Raw genomic sequence first — 23,128 nt, 5'->3', positions numbered from 1 at the left:
TTTCTCCCCCGCTTTCTATTAGCCCACTAGTGAAACAATTTTTTGTGCACCGTCTGCCATAGATTCTGCTGCAACAATATTTAAGCCAGACTCATTTAAAATTTTCTTACCTAACTCTACGTTTGTACCTTCAAGACGTACAACTAAAGGCAATTCAAGACCTACTTGTTTCGTCGCTTCAATAACACCTTCTGCGATAACATCACACTTCATAATGCCACCAAAAATGTTAACGAAGATACCTTTTACATTTTTGTCAGAAAGGATAATTTTGAATGCTTCTGTAACTTTTTCAGCTGTTGCACCGCCACCAACATCTAAGAAGTTAGCTGGATCGCCATGGTAATGTTTAATGATATCCATTGTAGCCATCGCTAAACCTGCACCATTAACCATACAACCGATATTTCCATCTAAAGGAATGTAGTTTAAGTCATATTTAGAAGCTTCAATTTCTTTTGAATCTTCTTCATCAAGATCACGAAGTTCTAAAATGTCTTTATTGCGATATAAAGCATTAGAATCAAAGTTTAATTTCGCATCTAATGCCATAACTTTACCGTCACCTGTTGTAACAAGTGGATTGATCTCCGCGATAGAGCAATCTTTTTCGATAAACGCACGGTATAAGCCCATCATAAACTTCACAGCTTGTCCTACAAGCTCTTTTGGAATATTGATGTTAAACGCGATTCGGCGCGCTTGGAAGCCTTGTAAGCCTACTGCTGGATCAATATATTCTTTAAAGATCTTTTCAGGTGTTTGCTCTGCTACTTCTTCAATTTCTGTTCCACCTTCTTCAGATGCCATTAAAACAACTTGAGAAGTTGCACGATCTAAAACTAGACCAACATAATATTCTTTTTTAATATCGCAACCTTCTTCGATAAGTAAGCGTTTTACTTCCTTACCTTCAGGACCTGTTTGATGTGTCACAAGTGTAGTTCCTAAAATGCTCTCTGCATATGTACGAACTTCATCTAAATTTTTTGCAACTTTTACTCCGCCAGCTTTGCCGCGTCCACCAGCGTGAATTTGTGCTTTTACTACACATACATCCGTTCCTAATTCTTTCGCTGCTTCTACAGCTTCTTCTACTGTAAATGCAACCTTCCCGTTCGGAACGCTAACCCCATAGCTTTTAAGGACTGCCTTACCTTGGTACTCATGGATATTCATGGTCCCATCCTCCCCTGTTTTCCTGTTTTACTCGAAAAGTTTTTAAATGTTTAAAAAACATTACATTGCCATTGTATAAGATGATTGGCACGCTGTCTACAATAAAGTGTCAGAAAACTGAAATCGCTTTATTCTTTTTTGAAAATAATAATGTTCATATACCAAAATAAAAAAATAAGCTGCATATTCGCAGCTTATTTTTGAATCGTATCTTTAATTGGTGCAAACGATTTGCGATGTTCTTCTAATACTCCATGCGCTTCAATCGCTTCTAAATGTTGTTTTGTGCCATATCCCATATGTTGTTCAAATCCATATGCAGGATACTTTTCTCCAAGCTCTTTCATCATACGATCTCTCGTTACTTTCGCAATAATGGATGCAGCTGAAATAGAAATACTTTTCGCATCACCTTTAATAATGGATGTTTGCGGAATTGGTGTAGGAAGTTTCATCGCATCAATTAATAAATGTTCTGGTGCACAAGATAAATTCGCAACAGCATCTAACATCGCTTGTTTCGTCGCTTGATAAATATTTATCTCATCAATAACTTGTGGTGATACAATTCCAACTCCAATTGCAATTGCTTGTGCTTTAATTTCATCATAAAAACGCTCTCGCTTCGCCTCACTCAGCTTTTTCGAGTCATTTAACCCTGGAATATAAAAATCTTCCGGAAGGACAACAGCTGCCGTCACGACAGGCCCAGCTAGCGGCCCACGCCCTACTTCATCTATACCTGCAATAAATGTGAGCCCTTTTTCACGTAATGCAATCTCATACTTGGACATTTCGAAAAACTTTTCTTTTTCTTTCTGCGCTAACTCTTTTTGTTTATGCCACTTCAAAATGAGCTTTTGTACCCCTTTTCGCTCATCTTTCATTAATATTTGAAAGCGGTCGTCCTCTTCACTCATAATTTTTTGCAGTAAATGTTCCGCTTCTTGAATAGTCACTTTTTGCATTCACGCACACTCCTTTTATATACAAAAAAGAAAAGACGTACAAACGCACGTCTTATACTTCTTCTACTTTTTCAACACCTTCTACTTGCTCCGCAAACTCTTCTGGTGTTTCAAACGTCATTTTCCCAAGTTTCCCACCACGAAGCTCACGAAGTATAAGCTCAGATGTTTTATCATAATCAATCATTCCGCCGCCCATTAAACAGCCTCTATTTTTTCCAATTGCATCGAATAACTCCACAATATCTTCTGGAATTTCATTTAAATTATATCGATCTTTCAAACGTTCTGGATAATGTTTTTCCATAAAACGTAAAGCGTAAACAGCAACATCTTGTAAATTTAAAATTGAATCTTTAATTGCGCCTGTTGTCGCTAAACGAAGACCCACTAATTGATCTTCAAATTTAGGCCATAAAATACCCGGTGTATCTAACAGTTCCATTTCCTTCCCAACTTTAATCCATTGTTGAGCTGTTGTTACACCAGGACGATCTCCTGTTTTAGCAATATTTTTCTTCGCCAACTTATTAATTAACGTAGATTTACCAACATTCGGTATACCTACAATTAATGCACGAATTGCTCTCGGTCTAATACCTTTTGCCACCATTTTATCAAATTTTTCTTTCACCAACACTTTACAAGCCGCTGCAATTTCCTTCATACCTTGTCCAGCTTGTGCGTTAATTGAAATTGCCATTTGGCCTTTTTCTTTAAAATATGCAATCCACTGCTTTGTTAAACGATCATCTGCCATATCCGCTTTATTTAAAACAACAAGCCTCGGCTTATGTGTAATAATCTCATCAATCATTGGATTTCGAGAAGATAAAGGTAATCGAGCATCTACAAGCTCAATTACAACATCAATTAACTTTAATTTTTCTGTTACTTGGCGTCTAGCCTTTGCCATATGTCCCGGGAACCATTGAATTACCATGTTGCCACCTTCTTTTTCTTTTATTTCACAATACGAGCATCTTTTAACGGCCAATATAGTATATTTGCTTTTCCAATCACTTGGTCCATTGCAATTGTACCAATCGAACGGCTATCTTTACTAAAACGACGATTATCGCCTAAAACAAATAATTGACCTTCTGGAACAGTTTTCTTCCCGGTCATTTCTTCAAGAGTAAAATCATATGTAAGCGGTCCGTCAGCAATTTGTTTTTTTTGCTTGTCTAAATACGGCTCCTCATAAGCCTTTCCGTTAACATATAGTTTATCATTACGATACTCTATTTCATCGCCTGGCAGGCCGATAATGCGCTTAATATAATCTTTATCTTCCGTTGCTCGGAATACGATAATATCAAATCGTTTCGGATCTCCTATGTGATAACCAATTTTATTGACAATCATTCGATCGCGATCATGTAAAGTAGACGCCATCGATACTCCATCTACGAGAATTGGAGCAAAGAAAAACTGTCTAATAACACCCGCTAATACAACAGCAATCAAAATTGCTTTGATCCATTCCCAAAGTGAACTCTTTTCTTTTTTCATGCATTTCCCCTCCACGATTATGTAAGCTGCTCGTATTATATCAAAATTTTATATAGATTGGAAAAAGGGAGCTTGTGTATTTACAAGCTCCCATACATGTCTTATCGAATTTCTTTAATACGTGCTTTTTTACCGCGAAGGTTACGTAAGTAGTATAACTTAGCACGACGTACTTTACCACGACGAAGTACTTCAAGTTTCGCGATTCTTGGCGTGTGAACTGGGAATGTACGCTCAACACCTACACCGTAAGAAATCTTACGAACTGTGAATGTTTCACTGATTCCGCCACCACGACGTTTAATTACAACACCTTCGAAAAGCTGAATTCTTTCACGAGTTCCCTCAACTACTTTTACGTGTACACGTAAAGTGTCTCCAGGACGGAATGAAGGAAGGTCAGTTTTTAATTGGCCTTGAGTAATTTCTGCGATTAATTGTTGCATATTAAATTCTCTCCTTTAAACAGATGCTCTTATAAAGTCTTAATAAATTACAGCGGAACATCGTTAATACGGCCACTGATTTCAGTAGCACAAGTGTTATAATAGCATATTGCTAGGACTGTTGCAATAGAAAATATATCAAGCCCTTACTTGTCTTCTTTAATTTGTTCTAGCCATTTCGCTTCTTGCTTAGATAATTCTCGTTCTTCCAGTAAATCCGGTCTACGCGTGTACGTACGACGTAGTGATTCTTTGTGTCGCCATTCATCAATATTTTTATGATTTCCTGACATTAGTACATCCGGTACCTTCATACCACGAAAATCAGCTGGACGTGTATAATGAGGATGTTCTAATAAACCTGTACTAAACGAATCCTCGACTTGTGAAGCATGATTTCCTAGCACTCCCGGGAGGAGACGCACGACACTATCCGTAATAACCATAGAGGCTAACTCTCCGCCGGTTAATACATAGTCACCGATAGAAATTTCATCCGTTACGAGATGCTCACGAATTCGTTCATCGTACCCTTCATAATGACCACACACAAAAATAACATGCTCTTCTTCAGCAAGTTCTTCTGCCTTCTTCTGCGTAAAACGCTCTCCTTGTGGACACATTAGGACAACTCTCGGTTTACGGTCTGTTTCCTTCGTTAACTCTTCCACTGCATCAAAGATAGGCTGGGGGGTTAATACCATCCCAGCGCCACCACCATACGGATAATCATCTACACTATTATGCTTACTCGTTGTATAATCGCGGAAATTGACAACACGAAGCTCTACCGCTTCTTTTTCTTGCGCTTTCTTTAAAATTGAAGATCCAAACACACCCGTAAACATATCTGGAAACAATGTTAAAATGTCAATTTTCATTATAATAGCCCTTCCATTACATGAATGGTTACTAATTTATTCTCAATGTTAACTTGAAGTACAACATCATCAATATAAGGAATTAATAGATCTTGACCTTTTGGACGTTTAATTACCCAAACATCATTTGCACCAGGAGATAAAATTTCTTTTATTGTTCCTAACGCTTCTCCTTCTTCCGTTACAACACTGCAACCAATAATTTCATGGTAGTAGTATTCGCCTTCAGCTAGTTCACCTAACTGCTCTTCTGGTACTTTTATTAAAGAACCTTTAAACTTCTCTGCTTCATCTACATTGTTGTATCCTTCAAATGTTAATAGATCAAATGTCTTATGTTGACGATGAGAAGTTACTTTCACTGGAAGGTAGTCTGTACTTTTCTCATTACTTATGTATAACGTGTTTCCTACTTTATATCGCTCTTCTGGAAAATCAGTACGAGAAATAACACGTATTTCTCCTCTTACGCCATGAGTATTTACAATTTTCCCTACGTTAAACCATTTTGTCATAAATAGTATGTCACCCCTGGTTTCTATATAAATTAAGCATCTCCATTTCACATATGGAACATGCAACTTCTCTTTAAATGTTAAAAAAGGGAGAGGAAATAACTCCTCGCCCTTTTTACGTTTATTGAATTTCCAGTGTTACTTTTTCATCATTATGATGTCCCACTGAATACAAGAGCATTCGAATTGCTTTCGCAACTTTCCCTTGCTTTCCAATGACTTTTCCAACATCCTCAGGATGTACAGTTAATCGATACTTTATCTCTCCGTTGTAAAGTTCCTGTGTAACTTTTACATCTTCAGGATGATCGACAAGAGGTTTGACAATCGTCTCGACTAACTTCTTCATAGTCATTGCCTCAATTACTTACCTTGTTTAGATAAGTGGAATTTCTCCATGATACCTTGGTTAGAGAATAAGTTACGAACTGTATCAGATGGTTTAGCACCATTTCCTAACCATTTTAATGCTGCTTCTTCGTTGATCTTAACTTCAGCTGGTTGAGCAACCGGATTGTAAGTACCGATTTCCTCAATGAAACGTCCGTCACGAGGAGAACGAGAATCTGCAACAACTACACGATAGAAAGGAGTTTTTTTAGCTCCCATACGTTTTAAACGAATTTTAACTGCCATTTATAAAGCACCTCCGAATTTATTTCACACAGATAATTATATTAGCAAAAAGACTATTGCTTTGTAAAGTATTTTTTCTTAACAGAGCCATCTTTTTTCCTTACATGAATGGAAACTTCAATCCACCTAGTCCTTTTTTCTTACCTTTTTGCATTCCCGTCATCGTTTTCATCATCTTTTTCATATCATCAAATTGCTTGATTAAACGATTGATTTCTTGTACCGTTGTACCGCTACCTTTGGCAATGCGCTTTTTGCGACTAGCATTGATTATTTCCGGTTGTTCTCGCTCTAATTTAGTCATAGAACGAATAATTGCCTCAATATGCCCAATTTGTTTTTCATCAACTTGCGCATTTTTCAGCCCTTTAATTTTATTTGCACCAGGAAGCATTCCTAACAATTCATCAAGCGGTCCAAGTTGACGCACTTGTCCAAGTTGTTCTAGGAAATCGTCAAGCGTAAACGAAAGCGTACGCATTTTTTGCTCAAGTTCTTTTGCTTTCTCTTCATCAACTGTAGCTTGCGCTTTTTCAATTAATGTTAAGACGTCTCCCATCCCTAAAATACGGGATGCCATACGCTCTGGATGGAACGCTTCAATCGCATCTAGTTTTTCACCCATACCAGCAAATTTAATCGGTGTATTTGTTACCGCCTTAATAGATAATGCCGCACCACCGCGCGTATCACCATCTAATTTTGTTAATACAACACCTGTTAAACCTAACTGTTCATGGAAACTTTGTGCAACATTTACCGCGTCTTGTCCCGTCATCGCATCGACAACAAGGAAAATTTCATCCGGTTTCGCAACTTCTTTCACTTTCGCTAATTCATCCATTAGTTCTTCATCAATATGCAGGCGACCTGCTGTATCAATTAAAACATAATCGTGATGATCTTCTTTTGCTTTTGCAATCGCTTGTTTCGCAATTTCAACAGGACTTACTTGATCTCCTAAAGAGAATACAGGCATGTCCAATTGCTTCCCTAATGTTTCAAGCTGTTTAATCGCTGCTGGACGGTAAATATCCGCTGCAACAAGCATTGGTTTACGATTATGCTTTTTACGAAGCAAATTCGCAAGCTTACCTGTCGTCGTTGTTTTACCCGCACCTTGCAGACCAACCATCATTATAACAGTCGGTGGCCTATTAGCAACAGCAATTTTGCTTTGCTCTCCGCCCATAAGTTCTGTAAGTTCTTCCTGTACGACTTTAATTACTTGTTGTCCAGGTGTCAAACTTGTCATTACATCTTGTCCGACAGCACGTTCAGACACACGCTTTACAAAATCTTTTACTACTTTAAAGTTAACGTCCGCTTCTAAAAGAGCTAGACGAACTTCTCTCATCATTTCTTTCACATCGGCTTCAGAAACTTTTCCTTTGCCGCGGATTTTTTGCATTGTCTGTTGAAGTCGGTCGGCTAATCCTTCAAATGCCATATTGCCGCCCTCCTAATCTAATTTTTCGATAGCTTCAACAACTTGTTTCATTTCTTCATTCACATGCTCTTCTTCGCTGATTAGCTGTTTTAGCTTTGCAACAAGTCGCTGTCGCTCTTGAAACTTTTGAAGTAATACTAATTTATCTTCATATTCTTCAAGCATCGCTTCAGTCCGTTTAATGTTATCATACACGGCTTGGCGACTTACATCAAATTCTTCCGCAATTTCACCAAGAGATAAATCATCTAGATAATAAAGCGACATATAACTTCTTTGTTTTTGCGTTAACAACGATTGATAAAAATCAAATAAATAGTTCATTCTCGTTGTTTTCTCGAGCATGTTGGATCATCCTTTGTTAAGTGATTTCCCTTTACATGAATTAGTTTACATGGAGTACAAAAGAGTGTCAAGTTTTTTTCTTAACATCACATATTTTTATAGAAAAAGAAGCGGAAAATACCGCTTCTTTCACTTACACTTCTTCTGTTTCTACTAAGTTCGCAAATAAACCATACACATATTGTTCTGGATCAAACTGCTGCAAGTCATCCATTTGCTCTCCTAATCCAACGAATTTCACCGGTACATCCATTTCGTTACGAATCGCTAATACAATACCACCTTTAGCAGTTCCATCTAACTTCGTTAAAACAATACCAGTAACATTCGTTGCTTCACGGAATGTCTTCGCTTGACTTAAACCGTTTTGTCCTGTTGTTGCATCAATAACAAGTAATACTTCGTGAGGAGCCCCCGGTACTTCACGCTCAATTACACGCTTCACTTTCTCTAACTCTTTCATTAAGTTTACTTTATTTTGTAAGCGTCCTGCTGTGTCACATAGTAATACGTCTACTTTACGTGCTTTCGCGGCTTGTACAGCGTCATACATAACCGCCGCTGGATCAGATCCCGACCCTTGTTTAATCACTTCTACACCAACGCGATCGCCCCATACTTCTAATTGTTCAATCGCTCCTGCGCGGAATGTATCTCCTGCCGCCAATAGGACAGACTTACCTTCTGATTTGAATTTATGTGCTAGTTTACCAATCGTCGTCGTTTTCCCTACGCCGTTAACACCGACAAATAAAACAACTGTTAATTGATCCTCTTGCATATTAATTTCGTTACTAAACTCACTGTCGCCTTTGTAAATTCCTACTAACTTTTCTGAAATAACAGCTTGTACTTCTTTTGGATCTTGGATGTTACGACGTTGCACTTCTTCTTTCAATTGATCAATTAATTCCATTACCGTCGAAACTCCGACATCTGCACCAATTAAAATTTCTTCTAATTCCTCAAAGAAATCTTCATCTACTTTACGATAACGATAAACTAAATCATTTACTTTATCTGCAAACGAATTTCTCGTTTTTTCTAATCCATGTTTAAATTTCTCTGTTACCGTATCTGTTTGTTTTGAAATTTTTTCTTTTAATTTTTTAAAAAAACTCATACTGTCCCATCCTTCCTAATTACTTGCAACTAGTTCTTCTCCATCATCCAAACGAACCGAAACAAGTTTAGATACCCCTGACTCTTGCATTGTTACACCGTACAATACGTCAGACTCTTCCATTGTACCTTTTCTATGTGTAATAACAATAAACTGTGTCTCATCACTAAATCTCTTTAAATACTGCGCAAAACGGGCAACATTCGCCTCATCAAGAGCCGCCTCTACCTCATCTAATACACAGAATGGGACTGGGCGCACTTTTAAAATACCGAATAACAGCGCAATTGCTGTTAAAGCACGCTCCCCACCAGAAAGTAAACCTAAGTTTTGCAGTTTCTTCCCTGGCGGTTGCGCTACAATATCAATACCAGTATTTAATAAGTCCTCTGGATTCGTCATGACTAAATCCGCTCTACCGCCTCCAAATAATTCAGAGAATACCGATTGAAACTCCATTCGAATTCCTTCAAACGTAGTAGAAAAACGTTTTTTCATTTCTTCATCCATTTCGGTAATAAGTTGGTGCAATGTCGCTTTCGCTTCTTCTAGGTCATCTTTTTGCTCTAGTAAGAATGTATGACGCTCTGCTACACGCTCATACTCTTCAATTGCCCCTAAGTTCACTGTGCCTAGCTCTTCGATGGATAATTTAATTAGTTTCACTTTTTTACGTGCATCCTCTGCAGGCATCATCATTGTATACTTCAGTTTTGCTGCTTCAAATGAAATCGTATATGTTTCACGTAAATGTTGTAATCTATTTTCTAACTCTACATCAAGTCGGTTTATTTTTACTTCTTGATTTTTCAGCATCTCAAGAATGTATTTATGTTTACCTGTTGTTTCTTTCAGATTACGTTCTAAATGTTCTACTCTCTCTTGTAACGATACGCGTTGTTCACGACGAGAGCGAATTAACTCTGAAGTTTGATTACGATCATATGCTTTCTTCTCAATCATATTCGTAATCTGTTCTTCACCACTTGAATTAGATGTCATTTCTTGTTTTAAGAATGCTAAATCCTCTTTCGTTTTGACAAGCGTTGCATCCGTTTCTTCTTTTTCCTTCGTCAATCGTTCAACTTTTTCTTTTTGATTAGATAAGCGTTGTTGCTTTTCAGCCGCCAACACTTTTAACTCAGTCATTTCTTTTTGCACTTTTTCCTTCGAAGAATGCTGCTCACTTTTTTGTTTTGTTAAAGCGACAATTTTGCTATCTAATTCCGTAATCTCCGCTTGAAGCGTTGCTAAAATCTTTTCTAGCTCTTCTTTACGTCCTTGTATTTTCACTTGATCTTGTAAGAATCCTTCAATCTCTAAATCGTAAATAGATAAACGATCATTAATACGATGTTCTTCTAATTCTAAGCGACTAATTTCTTCTCTTAATTTCTGTTCATCTACACGCTCTGCTTCTACACTTTGCCTTAGTTCCCGTATTTTCACTTCTTTTTCTTGGATCTCTTGCTTTACTGCTTTAACAAAGTTTTCTAACTTTGTCGTTTTTTCTTCCATATCAGTTAACTTGTTCGTCCACTCTTCTAGCTCACGTTGACGTCCTAATAAAGAAGATTTCGCCTGTTTTACCGCTCCACCAGTCATAGAACCACCAGGGTTCACTACATCACCTTCGATTGTTACAATGCGATAACGGTATTGCAATTGTTTCGCCAACTCATTCGCCCCACGTAAATCTTTCGCAACAATAACAGTACCTAATAAATTTGAAACTACATTTTCATATTTATTGTTATATTGCACAAGTTCTGCCGCCACACCTACAAACGATGGGTGTTGATTTACAATACGTAATTGTTCAAATGATAACGATCTACTTTTAATAACAGCTTGTGGTAAAAACGTTGCTCGTCCATGTTTATTTTGTTTTAAAAACGTAATTGCATTACGAGCATGTTCTTCTTTTTGTACGACAATATGCTGCATTGCTGCACCTAGAGCAATTTCCATTGCAATTTCATATTCTTTCGGTACCGTTAGCAGTTCTGCAACAGCACCCTCGATACCTTGCAACCTATCTTCTCTAGCTTTTAATACTTCACGTACCCCTTGATAGAAACCAGAGTAATCCTCTTGCATCTCTTCTAGCATTTCTTTTCGAGAACGTGCCTGTTGTACAAATTGATACGCTTGATACAGTTTTGTTTCATTTTCACTATACTGCGTCTTGCATTTCCCAAGTGCCGCTTCTGTCTTTTGTATATTCGAAAGGATACCAGCTACTTTTTCTTTCACTTGTTCATAACTTTCCACAAGTTTCGTCTTTTTCGCTGTAATTTCCATGCGTATTTCTACATATTTCGCATTTTCTTCATCGAGGCGTTCATTTTTTGAGTTTTGTTGTTTAGATTGTTCTTCAATCATAGATAACTCATTACGATGACTAGCTTGTTGATTTAAAAGTTCAATATAGTCACCTTTTAAATTCTCAATTTGTTCCTCTAAATTGTCAGCAAAAGTTGCAAGCAGTAGCTCATTATCATGCAATTTCGTCTCCAACTCTTTTACTTGATTTACAAATTGCATCAACACTTCTGTACTGGATTCAATTTCACCATCATAACTTGTAGCTTTCTCTGTTAATTCAACAATTAACTGTTCGAGTTGTGCACAATGCGTCGTTGCATTTTGTTTTCTCTCTTTTAATAACTCACGCTGTCCTTCTAACTTTTCTAGCTCTTTACTAGAAAGAAGTAGCACTTCTTGTAAGGAATCTACAGACTCATCTACTGCTTGTAATTGTCCTCGTAATTCCTCAAGCTCTTCTTCACCTTTTTGTAAATGCGTTGACATTTTAGCTTCTTCGTTTTTATTATGCCCAAACTGATTTCGAAGCGCTTCCCATTTCTCATGTAATTCTTCAATTTCATGTACAATAAGCGCCGCTTCTACTTTCTCTAATTCTTCTTTTTTCTCGAGATAATCTTTCGCAATAGAAGCTTGTCTTTCTAAAGGTTCTACTTGACTACTTAATTCGTGAATGATATCTTGTACACGATTTAAGTTTTCTTGTGTGTCTGCTAATTTCACTTCAGCTTTCTTTTTACGAAGTTTGTATTTCAGCACTCCCGCAGCTTCTTCAAATACACCACGACGTTCTTCTGATTTACTACTTAAAATCTCTTCAACTTTCCCCTGGCTAATAATCGAAAAAGCTTCTCTTCCCATACCAGAGTCCATAAATAAATCGATAATATCTTTCAATCTACATGATTGTTTATTAATATAAAAATCACTATCACCAGAACGAGATACACGACGCGTTACACACACCTCATTATATTCAATCGGTAAACGTTGATCTTCATTATTTAAAGTTATTGTTACTTCAGCAACATTAACTGCTCTTCTCGTATCACTGCCTGCAAAAATAATATCCTCCATCTTTGCACCACGTAATGATTTTGCAGATTGTTCACCAAGTACCCAGCGAATCGCATCAGTAATATTACTTTTCCCACTTCCATTAGGTCCTACTACGGAAGTTACACCTGGGACAAAATCAACAGATACACGCTCAGCAAAAGACTTAAACCCTGCTATTTCTAATCTTTTTAAAAACACGAAAGGCCTTCCTCCTATTCTCCGTTGTTATAACTGTTGTCTATACAAAAACAAGCTATTATACGGATTTCCCTTCCCTTTATTCACAAACAAAAAGAAAGTTTCATTCTATGCATAAGGAATCCCCCTCATTCAAAGGGGGATTCCTTATAGTTGTTCTTTTAATTTTTTCAATGCTTCTGCAGCAGCTTGTTGCTCTGCTTCTTTTTTCGACTTGCCACTACCAAGACCTAAAGCCACGTTATTTAACGTAACACGTGACACAAATTCTCGATTGTGGGCCGGTCCTTTTTCCTGCAAAATTTGATACTCAATATTGCCACTACCATCACGCTGAATCAACTCTTGTAATTGACTCTTATAATCCATCACATGAGAAAAAGCACCTTCATTAATTTTAGGGTATACAATTTCTTTTAAGAAGCCCCATACTGTTTCTAACCCTTGATCAAGATAAAGGGCACCAATAAACGCTTCAAAGACATCCGCTAATAAAGCTGGTCGTTCACGTCCACCTGTCATTTCCTCACCTTTTCCTAATAAAACAAGGCTACCAAATGACAACTCGTTTGCAAAACGAACAAGAGATGGTTCACATACAATAGCTGCACGTAGTTTCGTTAACTCTCCTTCGCTCATTGTCGGATATTTTTGAAACAGATACTGTGACACAGTAAGTTCCAATACTGCATCTCCAAGGAATTCGAGACGCTCATTGTCTTCATGCGGTTTTTTTCGATGCTCATTCACATACGATGAATGCGTAAATGCTTGAATCAATAATTTTTCATCTGAAAACGTAATACCTATCTCTTCTTGAAATACTTTAAACGCTTCACGATATTTTGTTTCGTATTTTTTTTCTCTATGTTTTCGGTACGGCATAAGTCCCTCCAGATATAAGCCGAGAAGCCCCGCTAAAAAAACGGGACTTCACTTAAGCATTATAGATGACTCTCTATGTAAGTCACAGCATCGCCAACAGTAGCAATCTTTTCAGCATCTTCATCAGAAATTTCCATTTCGAATTCATCTTCCAATTGCATTACAAGTTCTACTACATCTAGGGAGTCTGCGCCTAAATCTTCTTTAAAGCTCGCAGCTGGTACTACTTCAGTTTCTTCTACACCTAAACGATCAACGATGATTTTTGTTACACGCTCTAAAACATCTGCCATTCCATTCACCTCCCCTCAAATATTATATTAAATATTGGCCAAAAAAACTAGTTGAAATCAATTCTTTTATTACATTACCATTCCGCCATCAACATTTAACGTTTGCCCTGTAATATATTTGCTTTGATCAGAAGCAAAAAACGTTACAGTATTTGCGATATCTTGCGCTTCACCAAACTGAGCTGCAGGAATTAACTTTAACATTTCGGCTTTTATATTTTCATCTAATATATCCGTCATATCAGTCGCAATAAAACCTGGAGCAATTGCATTTACAGTAATATTACGGCTCGCTAATTCTTTTGCTGATGTTTTTGTTAATCCAATTACACCCGCTTTAGCAGCAACATAGTTTGCTTGTCCTGGATTACCTGTCACCCCAACAACAGAAGCAATATTAATAATACGTCCATGACGCTGGCGCATCATGTATCGAGATACTGCCTTCGTACATAAGAATACACCTTTTAGGTTTGTATTAATAACTGTATCCCATTCTTCTTCTTTCATACGCATTAATAAATTATCTTTTGTTACACCTGCATTATTTACAAGAATATCAACTTGTCCAAATGTATCTACAGTTTGTTTCACCATATTTGTAACGTCTTCAGCATTTGCAACATCTGCTCTTACTGCAATTGCATCCGAACCTAATTTCTTTATTTCATCAACTACTTCATTCGCCTTTTGCTCATTACCAGCATAATTTACTACAACATTTGCCCCTTGTTTCGCTAAATCCATCGCAATCGCACGACCAATTCCACGTGAAGCGCCAGTTACTAATGCTACTTTCCCTTTTAACATCAGTTTTCTCCTCTCAAATTTGAAATGGTATCTTTTAATGTCTCTTCATCGTATATCGCATATGCTTTCACTGATGAATCAATTGACTTCATAAGCCCAGCAAGTACTTTCCCAGGTCCAATCTCAATAAATGTATCTACCCCTTGATTCACCATGTTTTCAATGGACGGGTACCATAAGACAGGCGAATAGAGCTGTTCAATTAGCTTTTCTTGAATAAGTGCACCACTTGTAATAACGTCTGCTGTTACATTTGCGATAACAGGAATATTCGTATCTTGAATTGTAATTTCTTTTAAGACACTTTGGAACTTCTCCGCTGCTGGCTTCATAAGCGAAGAGTGGAACGGTCCACTTACCTTAAGCGGAATTGCTCTCTTTGCACCATTTTCTTTCGCTCTTTGAGAAGCAATCTCAACTCCTTGCTTTGTTCCAGAAATCACAATTTGCTTCGTACTATTCATATTAGCGATTTGCACTGCATATCCTTCACTTGTTACTTCTTCTGTAACTTGTTTCAGCATATGTGGATCAGCACCTAAAATAGCCGCCATTGCACCTTCTCCACCAGGAACAGCTTCTTCCATATATTCCCCACGTTTTCTTACAGCATATACAGCGTCTTCAAAAGTTATTGCACCCGCTGCTACAAGAGCGCTATATTCACCTAAACTATGCCCTGCAACAAAGTCTGGTGTAATATCATACTCTTTCAAAGCTGTCAAAATAGCAAAACTCGTTGTTAATAAGGCCGGCTGCGCATTTGTCGTTAACGTAAGCTTTTCCTGCGGCCCTTCAAAAATCACTTCTGAAAGTGAATCTTGCAACACCTCATCTGCTTTCGCAAACACATTTGCAACCTCTTTATTATTCTCCGCTAACTGTTTACCCATTCCAACTGCCTGTGAACCTTGGCCCGGAAAAAGAAATGCTAGTTTTCCCATTTCAAATCCTCCTCTTATTGGAGTGGCTCTTTCTCCATTACGCTTGAAATAGTAGGAATAACTTCTTTCGCTACCATTTCTCTCGTTTGACGAATCGCACTAAATATTGATTGGTCATTGGAAGAACCGTGAGCCTTAATGACTGGAGCTTTCAATCCAAATAATGCCGCTCCTCCATACTCCGAATAATCCATTTTATCTTTTAATACCATAAGTTTTGGCTTTAATACCGCTGCTGCTAATTTGCTCGTAAACGAACTCATTAACTGCTCTTTTAACATAGAAAATAACGCAAGTGCTGTTCCTTCTAATGATTTTAGCGCTACATTCCCTGTAAAACCATCACATACAACAACATCTGCTACACCTTGCAATAAATCTCTTGATTCAACGTTCCCAACGAAATTAATTGGGGCATCCTTAAGCATTGCAAAGACTTGTTTTGAAAGCTCGTTCCCTTTGCCATCCTCTGTTCCAACATTCAAAAGTCCAACGCGAGGATTTTTAATTCCTCTTACTTTCTCAGCGTATACAGATCCCATTACTGCATATTGATATAAATGAATTGGTTTTGCATCAACGTTCGCTCCAACATCTAACATAACAAAACCTTCTCCATCAACCGTCGGCATTGTAGGGGATAAAGCTGGTCGCTCAATTCCTTCCATACGACCTACAACGAACAATCCAGCCGCCATTAAAGCTCCTGTACTACCAGCTGATATACAAGCATCCGCTACGCCGTCTTTCACTTGCTGCGCTGCTAGTACCATTGAGGCTTGTTTTTTTCGACGAACGGCTCTTACTGGTTCATCTGTCGATTCTATTTTTTCATCTGTATGAAGTATAGTAATTCGTTCTTCACTCGTTAAGTATTGACGAATTTCCTCTTCTTTCCCTACTAACGTAATATGTAAATCAGAATATTCCTTAATAGCTTTCATTGCTCCTAATACGACAGCCTTTGGAGCATGATCGCCGCCCATTGCATCTATTGCGATTTTCATAAGTTGTTACCTTCCTCACTATAATTACTAGATCGATACATTTCAAAAGTGCCTGTAAAAACAAGTTCTTCTCCAACAAAGCTACGCACTTTGACAACGGTCCGTCCTTTATCATTCTCTACATCTTCAACGCGCGCTTTTGCAACAACACGCTCTCCTAATTTTACAGGACGAATGTATCGAATGGTAGACTTTGCAGTTAAAGCTAATTCTTCATCAATAACCGCAACAGCTAGTGAGTTTGCTTGTGCAAACAAATGATGCCCACGGGCAATCTGATTTCTTTTAAATACGTGTTCTACCTTCACTTCAAAGATAGAAATCGCATGTCTATCTAATTCTATATCGATAATTTCTCCGACAACCTCTTCTAACGGTAAAGATTTCACATCTTCTTCATGTTGCTTTGTAGCTACATGTTTAATTCTTTCTCTTAATTCAGGAATAGATAATTCCATACGGTCAAGACGTACGGTTTGTATACTCACTTGAAATTTTTCTGCTAAATCTTCATCCGTAATAAAAGGATTCGTTTCTATTGTTTGTTGTAATAATTGTTGTCTTTCTTTTTTACTTCTTCTTTTTTTCATACCGCACCATCCATTTTTATGACTAGGTACTAACAGTAGTATATAATCATTAAAAGTAGAATGCAACAAAAACTTTCGTTGCCTCCCTTTAATCGAGCTTCTCTCCTTGGAACACACCTGTCCCGTCAAGATAAGTACGCAGCGAAGCATACTGATCATTATGCCAAAACGCTTCTGATTCTACTAGTAACGCCGCATCTTGTCTAGCTGTTTCTAACGCTCGATAATCATGTACCATATCAGCAACCTTGAATTCTGGTAAACCACTTTGCTTACTTCCAAAGAAATCTCCAGGACCTCTTAACTCTAAATCTTTTTCTGACAATACAAATCCATCATTCGTTTCGGTCATAATACGCATTCGCTCTTTTCCCGTTTCCGATTTTGGATCCGCGATTAATAAACAATATGATTGTTCACTACCACGCCCAACACGTCCCCTGAGCTGATGGAGCTGCGATAAACCGAAACGCTCTGCATCATAAATAACCATTACAGTCGCATTCGGTACGTTCACACCTACTTCAACAACTGTTGTCGACACAAGAATTTGCACTTTATTTTCACTAAATTGTCCCATTATCTCTTCTTTTTCTTGAGATGAGAGTCTGCCATGCATTAATCCGACTTGACATTTCCCTTGATAATGATGAGTCAGCATACTATGTAAGTCAATCGCATTTTGTACATCAAGTTTCTCAGATTCTTCAATAAGGGGACAAATAACATATGCTTGTCTTCCTTTTTTTATCTCCTTCTCCACAAAACCGAGAACTCGATCTAACATATCATGTTTTGCCCAGTATGTTTCAATTACCTTTCTACCAGCTGGCATCTCATCGATTATAGAAACATCCATCTCTCCAAATGCAGTAATTGCTAACGTACGCGGAATTGGCGTCGCCGTCATAAATAAAACATCCGGACTTTCACCTTTCTCCCTTAAAACTCGTCGCTGCGCTACACCAAATCGATGTTGTTCATCAGTAATAACGAGACCTAACCTATGAAAGATAACTTCATCTTGAATTAAAGCATGTGTTCCAACAAGGATATCTATTTCTCCTTGTTCTAATTTTGCCAAAATCTCTCGACGCCTTACACCTTTAACAGAACTGGTTAACAATTCAACATTCATACCAAAGTGCGAGAACGTCTCTGCAAGCGATTGATAATGTTGCTCTGCTAAAATTTCTGTAGGAACCATTAAAGCACCTTGATAATGTGCTAACTTCGCTGCATAAAGGCCAATCGCTGCAACGACTGTTTTCCCAGAACCTACATCACCTTGCAACAGACGATTCATCCGATAAGGAGATGTCATATCTTTCATAATTTCATCTACTACCCGACGCTGTGCACCAGTTAATGGAAACGGAAGTGCATCAATAAACTCTTGCAATTCTGCTGAAGGAATTTCTTTTTTCGTCCCTTTCGAATTTTCCCTCTCCATTTTCCGTAATGTTTGCATTTTTAGCTGAAATAAGAAAAACTCCTCATATACAAAACGGCGACGTGCTTGTTTTAAATCTTCCTGTCCTGCTGGAAAATGCAACGCCCGAAGCGCTTCATAACGCGGCAATAATTTATATCGACTTAGCAATCCATCAGGTAACACTTCAACTATAGATTCTCCATACTCCTTGAACGCTTGGGCAATAAAACGGCGCATCTGTTTTACTGTAAGTTTCCCTTTCACTGAGTATACAGGCTCTACTTCTTGTTGACGTACAACTGGTCCAAAATGAAGCTCTGATACCGCAATCGTTTGACGGTGCTGATCCCATTTACCAGTAATCGTTACTGTTTCATTTAAATTTAACTTCTGCTTATAGTACGGCCTATTAAAGCATACAGCTGTAATTAAATAACGACCGACGAGGACACGAACCGTAAGACGCGACTTCTTCTTCCCATAATATTGCAGTAAAGGAGCACTATGAACCTTTCCCTCAACTGTTACACGTTCATCGTGCTTTACTTCAGCAAGATCTTTCATCGCATAATCTTCATAACGGTACGGAAAATGTTCTAATAGATGAGAAACTGTATAAATCCCCATCTCGTGTAGTAATTCAGATGTTTCTCCTCCGATTCCCTTTACATCCGTAACAGGAACTTGTACAACTTCATTCAAGATTCTCACGCTCCGTCACATTATTTTCTTTGATTCATTCATACTATTGACATCTGTAATCGCTCTCTTTCACCCTATATATTCTATCATAGGCATTCTTAGAGAAACTACTCAAATCCCTCATAAACAATACGAAAGAAAAGAGCCTCACTATTAGCAGCAAGGCTCTTTTTTATCTTCAATATGCTAGCCTTTTGAATAAAAACTAGTAATAAACTTCATATTACTACTTCTTATCCATTAGCAAGTAAGTAATCCATTTATTTTCAAAACGAATTTCTTCTTATTCTACAGAGAAGATGAACGAATACACCGGTTGGTTTCCAGCATGTACTTCTACTTCTGCATCTTCAAAATTCTCTTCTACAAATGCAACTAACTCAGCTACTTCTTCGTCAGTTGCATCTTCACCTTGTAGAATCGTTACAATTTCAGAATCTTCATCAATAAGTGCTTCTAGTAATTGCTTTGCAGCTCCTACTTTTGCAGCATTTGTTGATACAATTTTTCCATCTGCAATACACATGAAATCATCTTTTTGAATCGCTACACCATCAATTTCCGTATCACGTACAGCATACGTAATTTGACCGGTTTTCACATGAGATAAAGCTTCTTTCATGTTTTCTTCGTTCTCTTCTAACGTTCCAACTGGATTAAATGCTAACATTGCAGCCATACCTTGAGGAACTGTTTTTGAACGAATTACAATCACTTCTTGATCCACAACTGACGCTGCTTGTTCTGCTGCCATCACGATATTTCCGTTGTTCGGTAAAATAATGATTTTTTCAGCATTCGCTTCTTCAATCGCCTTCACAATATCCTCCGTACTTGGATTCATCGTTTGGCCACCTTCGATAACTTTCGTCGCGCCAATGCTCTCAAATAAAGTTTTGATACCAGATCCCATAGCAACAGTTACGATACCGTACGGTTGTTTCTCTTTAGACTGGCTAGTTGGCTCAGGCATCATAGTAGGCTCATCTAATAAAGCAGTATGCTGTTCACGCATATTTTCTACTTTAATCTTAATTAAACTACCATAGCGTTGTCCATAATTCATAGGATCTCCAGGATGTTCCGCATGAATATGAACCTTAACAACCTCATCATCTGATACAACAAGTAGTGAATCTCCGTACACACTAATATCTTCACGGAATTTTTGTTCAGAGAAATTATGTTCTTTCATTTTTTCAGGCTCTAATTTCACCATGAATTCCGTACAATATCCATACTTAATATCTTCTGTACTCAATTGGCTTTGTACACTACGGTGATGTTCTGCGCGTACCATGTCATTCATAGATGGTTGGGCAGACACATTAGAAGAAATCGTTTCTCCTTTTAAGTCAGCTAAAAATCCTTCGTATACAACAACAAGACCTTTACCACCGCTATCTACAACGCCAACTTGTTTTAATACAGGTAATAAATCCGGCGTACGATTTAACGATGCATTCGCTTCTTTCACAACGTCTTCCATAAACAAAACAAAGTCGCGCTGTTTTTTCGCAACTGTCACTGCATATTTACCCGTTTCTCTTGCAACCGTTAAAATCGTTCCTTCAATCGGTTTCATAACCGCTTTGTAAGCCGCTTCTACCCCAGCATCTAAAGCTGCAGCAAAATCAACTGTTGTTAATTCTTCTTTTTGTTCAATGGATTTAGAGAAACCACGGAACAACTGAGATAAAATAACTCCAGAGTTACCACGTGCTCCCATTAATAATCCTTTGGCTAAACTTACGCCGACTTTACCAGCATGCTGTGAAGGATTTGCTTTCACTTCACGTGCGCCTGAAGTCATTGATAAGTTCATGTTTGTACCGGTATCGCCATCTGGAACCGGAAATACGTTTAATGCATCAACAAGCTGAACATTATTTGTTAAATTATTCGCTCCTTGCATGATCATTTGTGATAAACGTTTCCCATCAATTTTTTGAATTGACACAGATTTTCCTCCTTAATGCACATTACAAGTTTATTACTTTAACTCCTTGTACGTAGATGTTTACAGAATCTACTGCTAGTCCTACAGTTTGATCTAATGTATATTTCACTTTCGTCTGCACGTTATGTGCTACTTCTGAAATTTTCGTACCATAGCTCACAATAATATACATATCAATATGTACTTCATCTTCATCTTTACGAACAATAACACCTCTAGTGAAGTTTTCTTTTCGTAAAATGTCTGTTAAACCATCTTTTAACTGATTTTTTGATGCCATACCTACGATACCGTAGCAATCTACTGCGGCACCTCCAGCAATTGTTGCAATTACATCTGTACTAATATCAATTTGACCATACTTCGTTTTAATTTCAATTGACATCTCGTTTCCCCCTTCATAAATGGTGAAAGTGAGCTAGACTACTTTAGTTACTATCATATAATCTTTTTAAAGAAAATTCCATCGTTCTTTCTTTTCACTCTCATATTTTATGTTTTAAATCACATTTTTTATGATGAGCAAAATAGTCCATTGTTATTATACAACATGTACCACTATAATATGTCAAGCAATTTTTCTTGATTTCAACTTTTCATCATCGACATATGGTGTCAAGTAATTTTTCTTGATTTCTTTTTTCTACGGTGTTGCATTCTCTTTTTAGTTGTGTTAAATTATAGTAGTGTTTTTAGCATCGCAAAAAAGACTAACATTGAAAAATTACGTATGGTAAGGTATCAAGGGAGGGAAATATAAATGGCTCGTGTTTGTGCTATCACTGGAAGAAAAGCTCGTTCTGGTAACTCTCGTTCTCACGCAATGAACGCTACAAAACGTAAATGGGGCGCTAACCTTCAAAAAGTTCGCGTACGCATCGACGGAAAAGTTCAACGTGTTTACGTTTCTGCTAGAGCATTAAAATCTGGCAAAATCGAACGTGTTTAATAATAAAAAAAAGAGCCGCTAGGCTCTTTTTTTACTATGACAATGGAAAAAGCACCGGTAATAGGTGCTTTTTTTAATCTTTTTTGAAGGTATTTAACATGGCACGAACAATTCCACCAAGAAATTTAGGTAACTTAATTGTATAAAATCTCATGGTTTCCCTCCTAATCCCCATTACTCCACTTGTTCACTATATGATGTAAGGAGCAAAATTGTTTCTTTAATCAGTGCTTCTTATCACCATTAATATGCCAGAAGTAAATGAAAAAGTACCTTTTTCCTCAACGAGTTCATTACTAATACAAAGTGTTGATCCCCATTCTATTGTTTTATTAGTTAGAGGATACTTAAAACCAAGTAATGTAATCCCTTCTACTATTTCAGTAACCGGCACAAAAGATACATAAGGGAAATTTTTATTTTCTTCAATTATATGTGTACCCACTTTTTTCACGCTTATTTCATTTTTATTGTCTACAATACACATTTCTATCTCTACTTCTAACCCTCTTAAAAGCATCTGTATATTTGCTAAACCGTGATCCAGCCTTCCACCGGTGGCACCAAAAATACGAATCAATGTCGGATTTTGTTCTAACGCCCAGTTAATCGCAATTTCTAAATCTGTTTGATCTTTTTCACGAGGAACAATATGTAAGTCATTTGTTTGCTGGCCCATCCATACTAATTCCTCTTCAGTAACTGAATCGTAATCTCCAAATGCAACAGCTGGAGTAATCCCTCCTTTTAATAGACGATATACTCCTCTATCAACTGCCGCCCACACTACTTTCTCATTTTCATATCGAGAAAAATCTGCACAATATTCCGCAGGTCCACCCGCTAAAATATGAATAATCATGTTTCCTTCCCCTTCTATTGTAAAAAGGCAATCTGCCATTCGGTAGAT

The 23,128-nt window shown here is 37.6% G+C and carries 25 protein-coding genes; 1 reads left to right on the top strand and 24 read right to left on the bottom strand.

Annotated elements, in window-relative coordinates; all coding sequences use genetic code 11:
• Positions 1–18 precede the first annotated feature (18 nt).
• The 22 genes from sucC to DM800_RS15105 all read right to left on the bottom strand — a co-directional run bounded on the left by sucC (position 19) and on the right by DM800_RS15105 (position 21,654).
• Positions 19–1,179, bottom strand: a complete 1,161-nt coding sequence (gene sucC / locus DM800_RS15210) for an ADP-forming succinate--CoA ligase subunit beta (RefSeq protein ID WP_001020778.1) — start codon at positions 1,177–1,179, stop codon at positions 19–21.
• A 194-nt stretch (positions 1,180–1,373) separates the two neighbouring features.
• Positions 1,374–2,147, bottom strand: coding sequence for a ribonuclease HII (locus DM800_RS15205; protein WP_048546004.1), 774 nt, complete (start codon positions 2,145–2,147; stop codon positions 1,374–1,376).
• A gap of 52 nt (positions 2,148–2,199) precedes the next feature.
• The gene (ylqF, locus tag DM800_RS15200) at positions 2,200–3,090 is read right to left on the bottom strand and encodes a ribosome biogenesis GTPase YlqF (protein WP_048546006.1); all 891 of its coding nucleotides are present in this window, start codon (positions 3,088–3,090) and stop codon (positions 2,200–2,202) included.
• Positions 3,091–3,110: 20 nt separating this feature from the next.
• Positions 3,111–3,662 carry a signal peptidase I gene (gene lepB, locus DM800_RS15195; RefSeq protein ID WP_087981660.1) on the bottom strand — a complete coding sequence of 184 codons (552 nt, stop codon included), beginning with the start codon at positions 3,660–3,662 and terminating at the stop codon, positions 3,111–3,113.
• 101 nt (positions 3,663–3,763) lie between these two features.
• On the bottom strand, positions 3,764–4,108 hold the full coding sequence (gene rplS, locus DM800_RS15190; RefSeq protein WP_001186518.1) for a 50S ribosomal protein L19: 345 nt from the start codon (positions 4,106–4,108) through the stop codon (positions 3,764–3,766).
• A 146-nt stretch (positions 4,109–4,254) separates the two neighbouring features.
• Positions 4,255–4,989, bottom strand: a complete 735-nt coding sequence (gene trmD / locus DM800_RS15185) for a tRNA (guanosine(37)-N1)-methyltransferase TrmD (RefSeq protein ID WP_000686894.1) — start codon at positions 4,987–4,989, stop codon at positions 4,255–4,257.
• Complete coding sequence (gene rimM / locus DM800_RS15180; RefSeq protein ID WP_000170282.1) at positions 4,989–5,504, bottom strand: ribosome maturation factor RimM; 516 nt, start codon at positions 5,502–5,504, stop codon at positions 4,989–4,991. Before rimM ends, trmD begins: the two co-directional genes overlap by 1 nt.
• Positions 5,505–5,625: 121 nt before the next feature.
• Entirely contained in the window at positions 5,626–5,853 is a 228-nt protein-coding gene (locus DM800_RS15175) for a KH domain-containing protein (protein ID WP_000737397.1), read from the bottom strand.
• Positions 5,854–5,867: 14 nt separating this feature from the next.
• A complete protein-coding gene (gene rpsP, locus DM800_RS15170) occupies positions 5,868–6,140 on the bottom strand; it encodes a 30S ribosomal protein S16 (RefSeq protein WP_000268750.1) in 273 nt (90 codons plus the stop codon).
• 100 nt (positions 6,141–6,240) lie between these two features.
• Entirely contained in the window at positions 6,241–7,590 is a 1,350-nt protein-coding gene (gene ffh / locus DM800_RS15165) for a signal recognition particle protein (RefSeq protein ID WP_000863466.1), read from the bottom strand.
• Positions 7,591–7,602: 12 nt separating this feature from the next.
• Positions 7,603–7,935: a putative DNA-binding protein gene (locus DM800_RS15160; protein ID WP_000891061.1), complete on the bottom strand. Its 333-nt coding sequence runs from the start codon at positions 7,933–7,935 to the stop codon at positions 7,603–7,605.
• A 133-nt stretch (positions 7,936–8,068) separates the two neighbouring features.
• Positions 8,069–9,058, bottom strand: a complete 990-nt coding sequence (gene ftsY, locus DM800_RS15155) for a signal recognition particle-docking protein FtsY (RefSeq protein ID WP_000007644.1) — start codon at positions 9,056–9,058, stop codon at positions 8,069–8,071.
• A 15-nt stretch (positions 9,059–9,073) separates the two neighbouring features.
• A complete protein-coding gene (gene smc, locus DM800_RS15150) occupies positions 9,074–12,643 on the bottom strand; it encodes a chromosome segregation protein SMC (protein WP_000478993.1) in 3,570 nt (1,189 codons plus the stop codon).
• Positions 12,644–12,790: 147 nt separating this feature from the next.
• Positions 12,791–13,528 (bottom strand): ribonuclease III, encoded by a 738-nt coding sequence (rncS, locus tag DM800_RS15145; protein WP_001146867.1) that lies wholly within the window; start codon positions 13,526–13,528, stop codon positions 12,791–12,793.
• A gap of 59 nt (positions 13,529–13,587) precedes the next feature.
• Positions 13,588–13,821 carry an acyl carrier protein gene (gene acpP / locus DM800_RS15140; RefSeq protein ID WP_000786062.1) on the bottom strand — a complete coding sequence of 78 codons (234 nt, stop codon included), beginning with the start codon at positions 13,819–13,821 and terminating at the stop codon, positions 13,588–13,590.
• A 69-nt stretch (positions 13,822–13,890) separates the two neighbouring features.
• Positions 13,891–14,631, bottom strand: a complete 741-nt coding sequence (fabG, locus tag DM800_RS15135; protein WP_147787120.1) for a 3-oxoacyl-[acyl-carrier-protein] reductase — start codon at positions 14,629–14,631, stop codon at positions 13,891–13,893.
• On the bottom strand, positions 14,631–15,575 hold the full coding sequence (gene fabD / locus DM800_RS15130; RefSeq protein ID WP_048546019.1) for an ACP S-malonyltransferase: 945 nt from the start codon (positions 15,573–15,575) through the stop codon (positions 14,631–14,633). Before fabD ends, fabG begins: the two co-directional genes overlap by 1 nt.
• 14 nt (positions 15,576–15,589) lie before the next feature.
• Positions 15,590–16,582 carry a phosphate acyltransferase PlsX gene (gene plsX, locus DM800_RS15125; RefSeq protein WP_000684108.1) on the bottom strand — a complete coding sequence of 331 codons (993 nt, stop codon included), beginning with the start codon at positions 16,580–16,582 and terminating at the stop codon, positions 15,590–15,592.
• Entirely contained in the window at positions 16,579–17,172 is a 594-nt protein-coding gene (gene fapR / locus DM800_RS15120; RefSeq protein WP_048546022.1) for a transcription factor FapR, read from the bottom strand. The genes plsX and fapR overlap by 4 nt, the downstream gene beginning before the upstream one ends.
• Positions 17,173–17,260: 88 nt before the next feature.
• A complete protein-coding gene (recG, locus tag DM800_RS15115) occupies positions 17,261–19,309 on the bottom strand; it encodes an ATP-dependent DNA helicase RecG (protein ID WP_001006889.1) in 2,049 nt (682 codons plus the stop codon).
• Between the two features lie 283 nt (positions 19,310–19,592).
• Positions 19,593–21,269 (bottom strand): DAK2 domain-containing protein, encoded by a 1,677-nt coding sequence (locus DM800_RS15110; RefSeq protein ID WP_000027123.1) that lies wholly within the window; start codon positions 21,267–21,269, stop codon positions 19,593–19,595.
• Between the two features lie 22 nt (positions 21,270–21,291).
• The gene (locus DM800_RS15105) at positions 21,292–21,654 is read right to left on the bottom strand and encodes an Asp23/Gls24 family envelope stress response protein (RefSeq protein ID WP_000021109.1); all 363 of its coding nucleotides are present in this window, start codon (positions 21,652–21,654) and stop codon (positions 21,292–21,294) included.
• 375 nt (positions 21,655–22,029) lie between these two features.
• Here DM800_RS15105 and rpmB point away from each other — a divergent pair, with 375 nt between their 5' ends.
• On the top strand, positions 22,030–22,218 hold the full coding sequence (gene rpmB / locus DM800_RS15100) for a 50S ribosomal protein L28 (RefSeq protein WP_000124776.1): 189 nt from the start codon (positions 22,030–22,032) through the stop codon (positions 22,216–22,218).
• A 73-nt stretch (positions 22,219–22,291) separates the two neighbouring features.
• On the opposite strand, the gene spoVM is transcribed toward rpmB, so the two are convergent.
• Both spoVM and DM800_RS15090 read right to left on the bottom strand, forming a co-directional pair.
• Positions 22,292–22,372, bottom strand: coding sequence for a stage V sporulation protein SpoVM (gene spoVM, locus DM800_RS15095; RefSeq protein ID WP_001213599.1), 81 nt, complete (start codon positions 22,370–22,372; stop codon positions 22,292–22,294).
• A gap of 66 nt (positions 22,373–22,438) precedes the next feature.
• Positions 22,439–23,119, bottom strand: coding sequence for a thiamine diphosphokinase (locus tag DM800_RS15090; protein ID WP_147787119.1), 681 nt, complete (start codon positions 23,117–23,119; stop codon positions 22,439–22,441).
• Positions 23,120–23,128 lie beyond the last annotated feature (9 nt).

The sequence above is a fragment of the Bacillus sp. AY18-3 genome, assembly GCF_008042305.1.
Classification (GTDB): Bacteria; Bacillota; Bacilli; order Bacillales; family Bacillaceae_G; genus Bacillus_A; species Bacillus_A wiedmannii.
Note: the sequence above shows the minus strand (reverse complement) of the source record. Positions and strands in the feature narration are given on the sequence as shown.

Bases quoted from the DNA above. Each gene is read 5' to 3' on its own strand.
- sucC (WP_001020778.1), bottom strand. From the start codon at position 1,179: ATGAATATCCATGAGTACCAAGGTAAGGCAGTCCTTAAAAGCTATGGG.
- DM800_RS15205 (WP_048546004.1), bottom strand. From the start codon at position 2,147: ATGCAAAAAGTGACTATTCAAGAAGCGGAACATTTACTGCAAAAAATT.
- ylqF (WP_048546006.1), bottom strand. From the start codon at position 3,090: ATGGTAATTCAATGGTTCCCGGGACATATGGCAAAGGCTAGACGCCAA.
- lepB (WP_087981660.1), bottom strand. From the start codon at position 3,662: ATGAAAAAAGAAAAGAGTTCACTTTGGGAATGGATCAAAGCAATTTTG.
- rplS (WP_001186518.1), bottom strand. From the start codon at position 4,108: ATGCAACAATTAATCGCAGAAATTACTCAAGGCCAATTAAAAACTGAC.
- trmD (WP_000686894.1), bottom strand. From the start codon at position 4,989: ATGAAAATTGACATTTTAACATTGTTTCCAGATATGTTTACGGGTGTG.
- rimM (WP_000170282.1), bottom strand. From the start codon at position 5,504: ATGACAAAATGGTTTAACGTAGGGAAAATTGTAAATACTCATGGCGTA.
- DM800_RS15175 (WP_000737397.1), bottom strand. From the start codon at position 5,853: ATGAAGAAGTTAGTCGAGACGATTGTCAAACCTCTTGTCGATCATCCT.
- rpsP (WP_000268750.1), bottom strand. From the start codon at position 6,140: ATGGCAGTTAAAATTCGTTTAAAACGTATGGGAGCTAAAAAAACTCCT.
- ffh (WP_000863466.1), bottom strand. From the start codon at position 7,590: ATGGCATTTGAAGGATTAGCCGACCGACTTCAACAGACAATGCAAAAA.
- DM800_RS15160 (WP_000891061.1), bottom strand. From the start codon at position 7,935: ATGCTCGAGAAAACAACGAGAATGAACTATTTATTTGATTTTTATCAA.
- ftsY (WP_000007644.1), bottom strand. From the start codon at position 9,058: ATGAGTTTTTTTAAAAAATTAAAAGAAAAAATTTCAAAACAAACAGAT.
- rncS (WP_001146867.1), bottom strand. From the start codon at position 13,528: ATGCCGTACCGAAAACATAGAGAAAAAAAATACGAAACAAAATATCGT.
- acpP (WP_000786062.1), bottom strand. From the start codon at position 13,821: ATGGCAGATGTTTTAGAGCGTGTAACAAAAATCATCGTTGATCGTTTA.
- fabG (WP_147787120.1), bottom strand. From the start codon at position 14,631: ATGTTAAAAGGGAAAGTAGCATTAGTAACTGGCGCTTCACGTGGAATT.
- fabD (WP_048546019.1), bottom strand. From the start codon at position 15,575: ATGGGAAAACTAGCATTTCTTTTTCCGGGCCAAGGTTCACAGGCAGTT.
- plsX (WP_000684108.1), bottom strand. From the start codon at position 16,582: ATGAAAATCGCAATAGATGCAATGGGCGGCGATCATGCTCCAAAGGCT.
- fapR (WP_048546022.1), bottom strand. From the start codon at position 17,172: ATGAAAAAAAGAAGAAGTAAAAAAGAAAGACAACAATTATTACAACAA.
- DM800_RS15105 (WP_000021109.1), bottom strand. From the start codon at position 21,654: ATGTCAATTGAAATTAAAACGAAGTATGGTCAAATTGATATTAGTACA.
- rpmB (WP_000124776.1), top strand. From the start codon at position 22,030: ATGGCTCGTGTTTGTGCTATCACTGGAAGAAAAGCTCGTTCTGGTAAC.
- spoVM (WP_001213599.1), bottom strand. From the start codon at position 22,372: ATGAGATTTTATACAATTAAGTTACCTAAATTTCTTGGTGGAATTGTT.
- DM800_RS15090 (WP_147787119.1), bottom strand. From the start codon at position 23,119: ATGGCAGATTGCCTTTTTACAATAGAAGGGGAAGGAAACATGATTATT.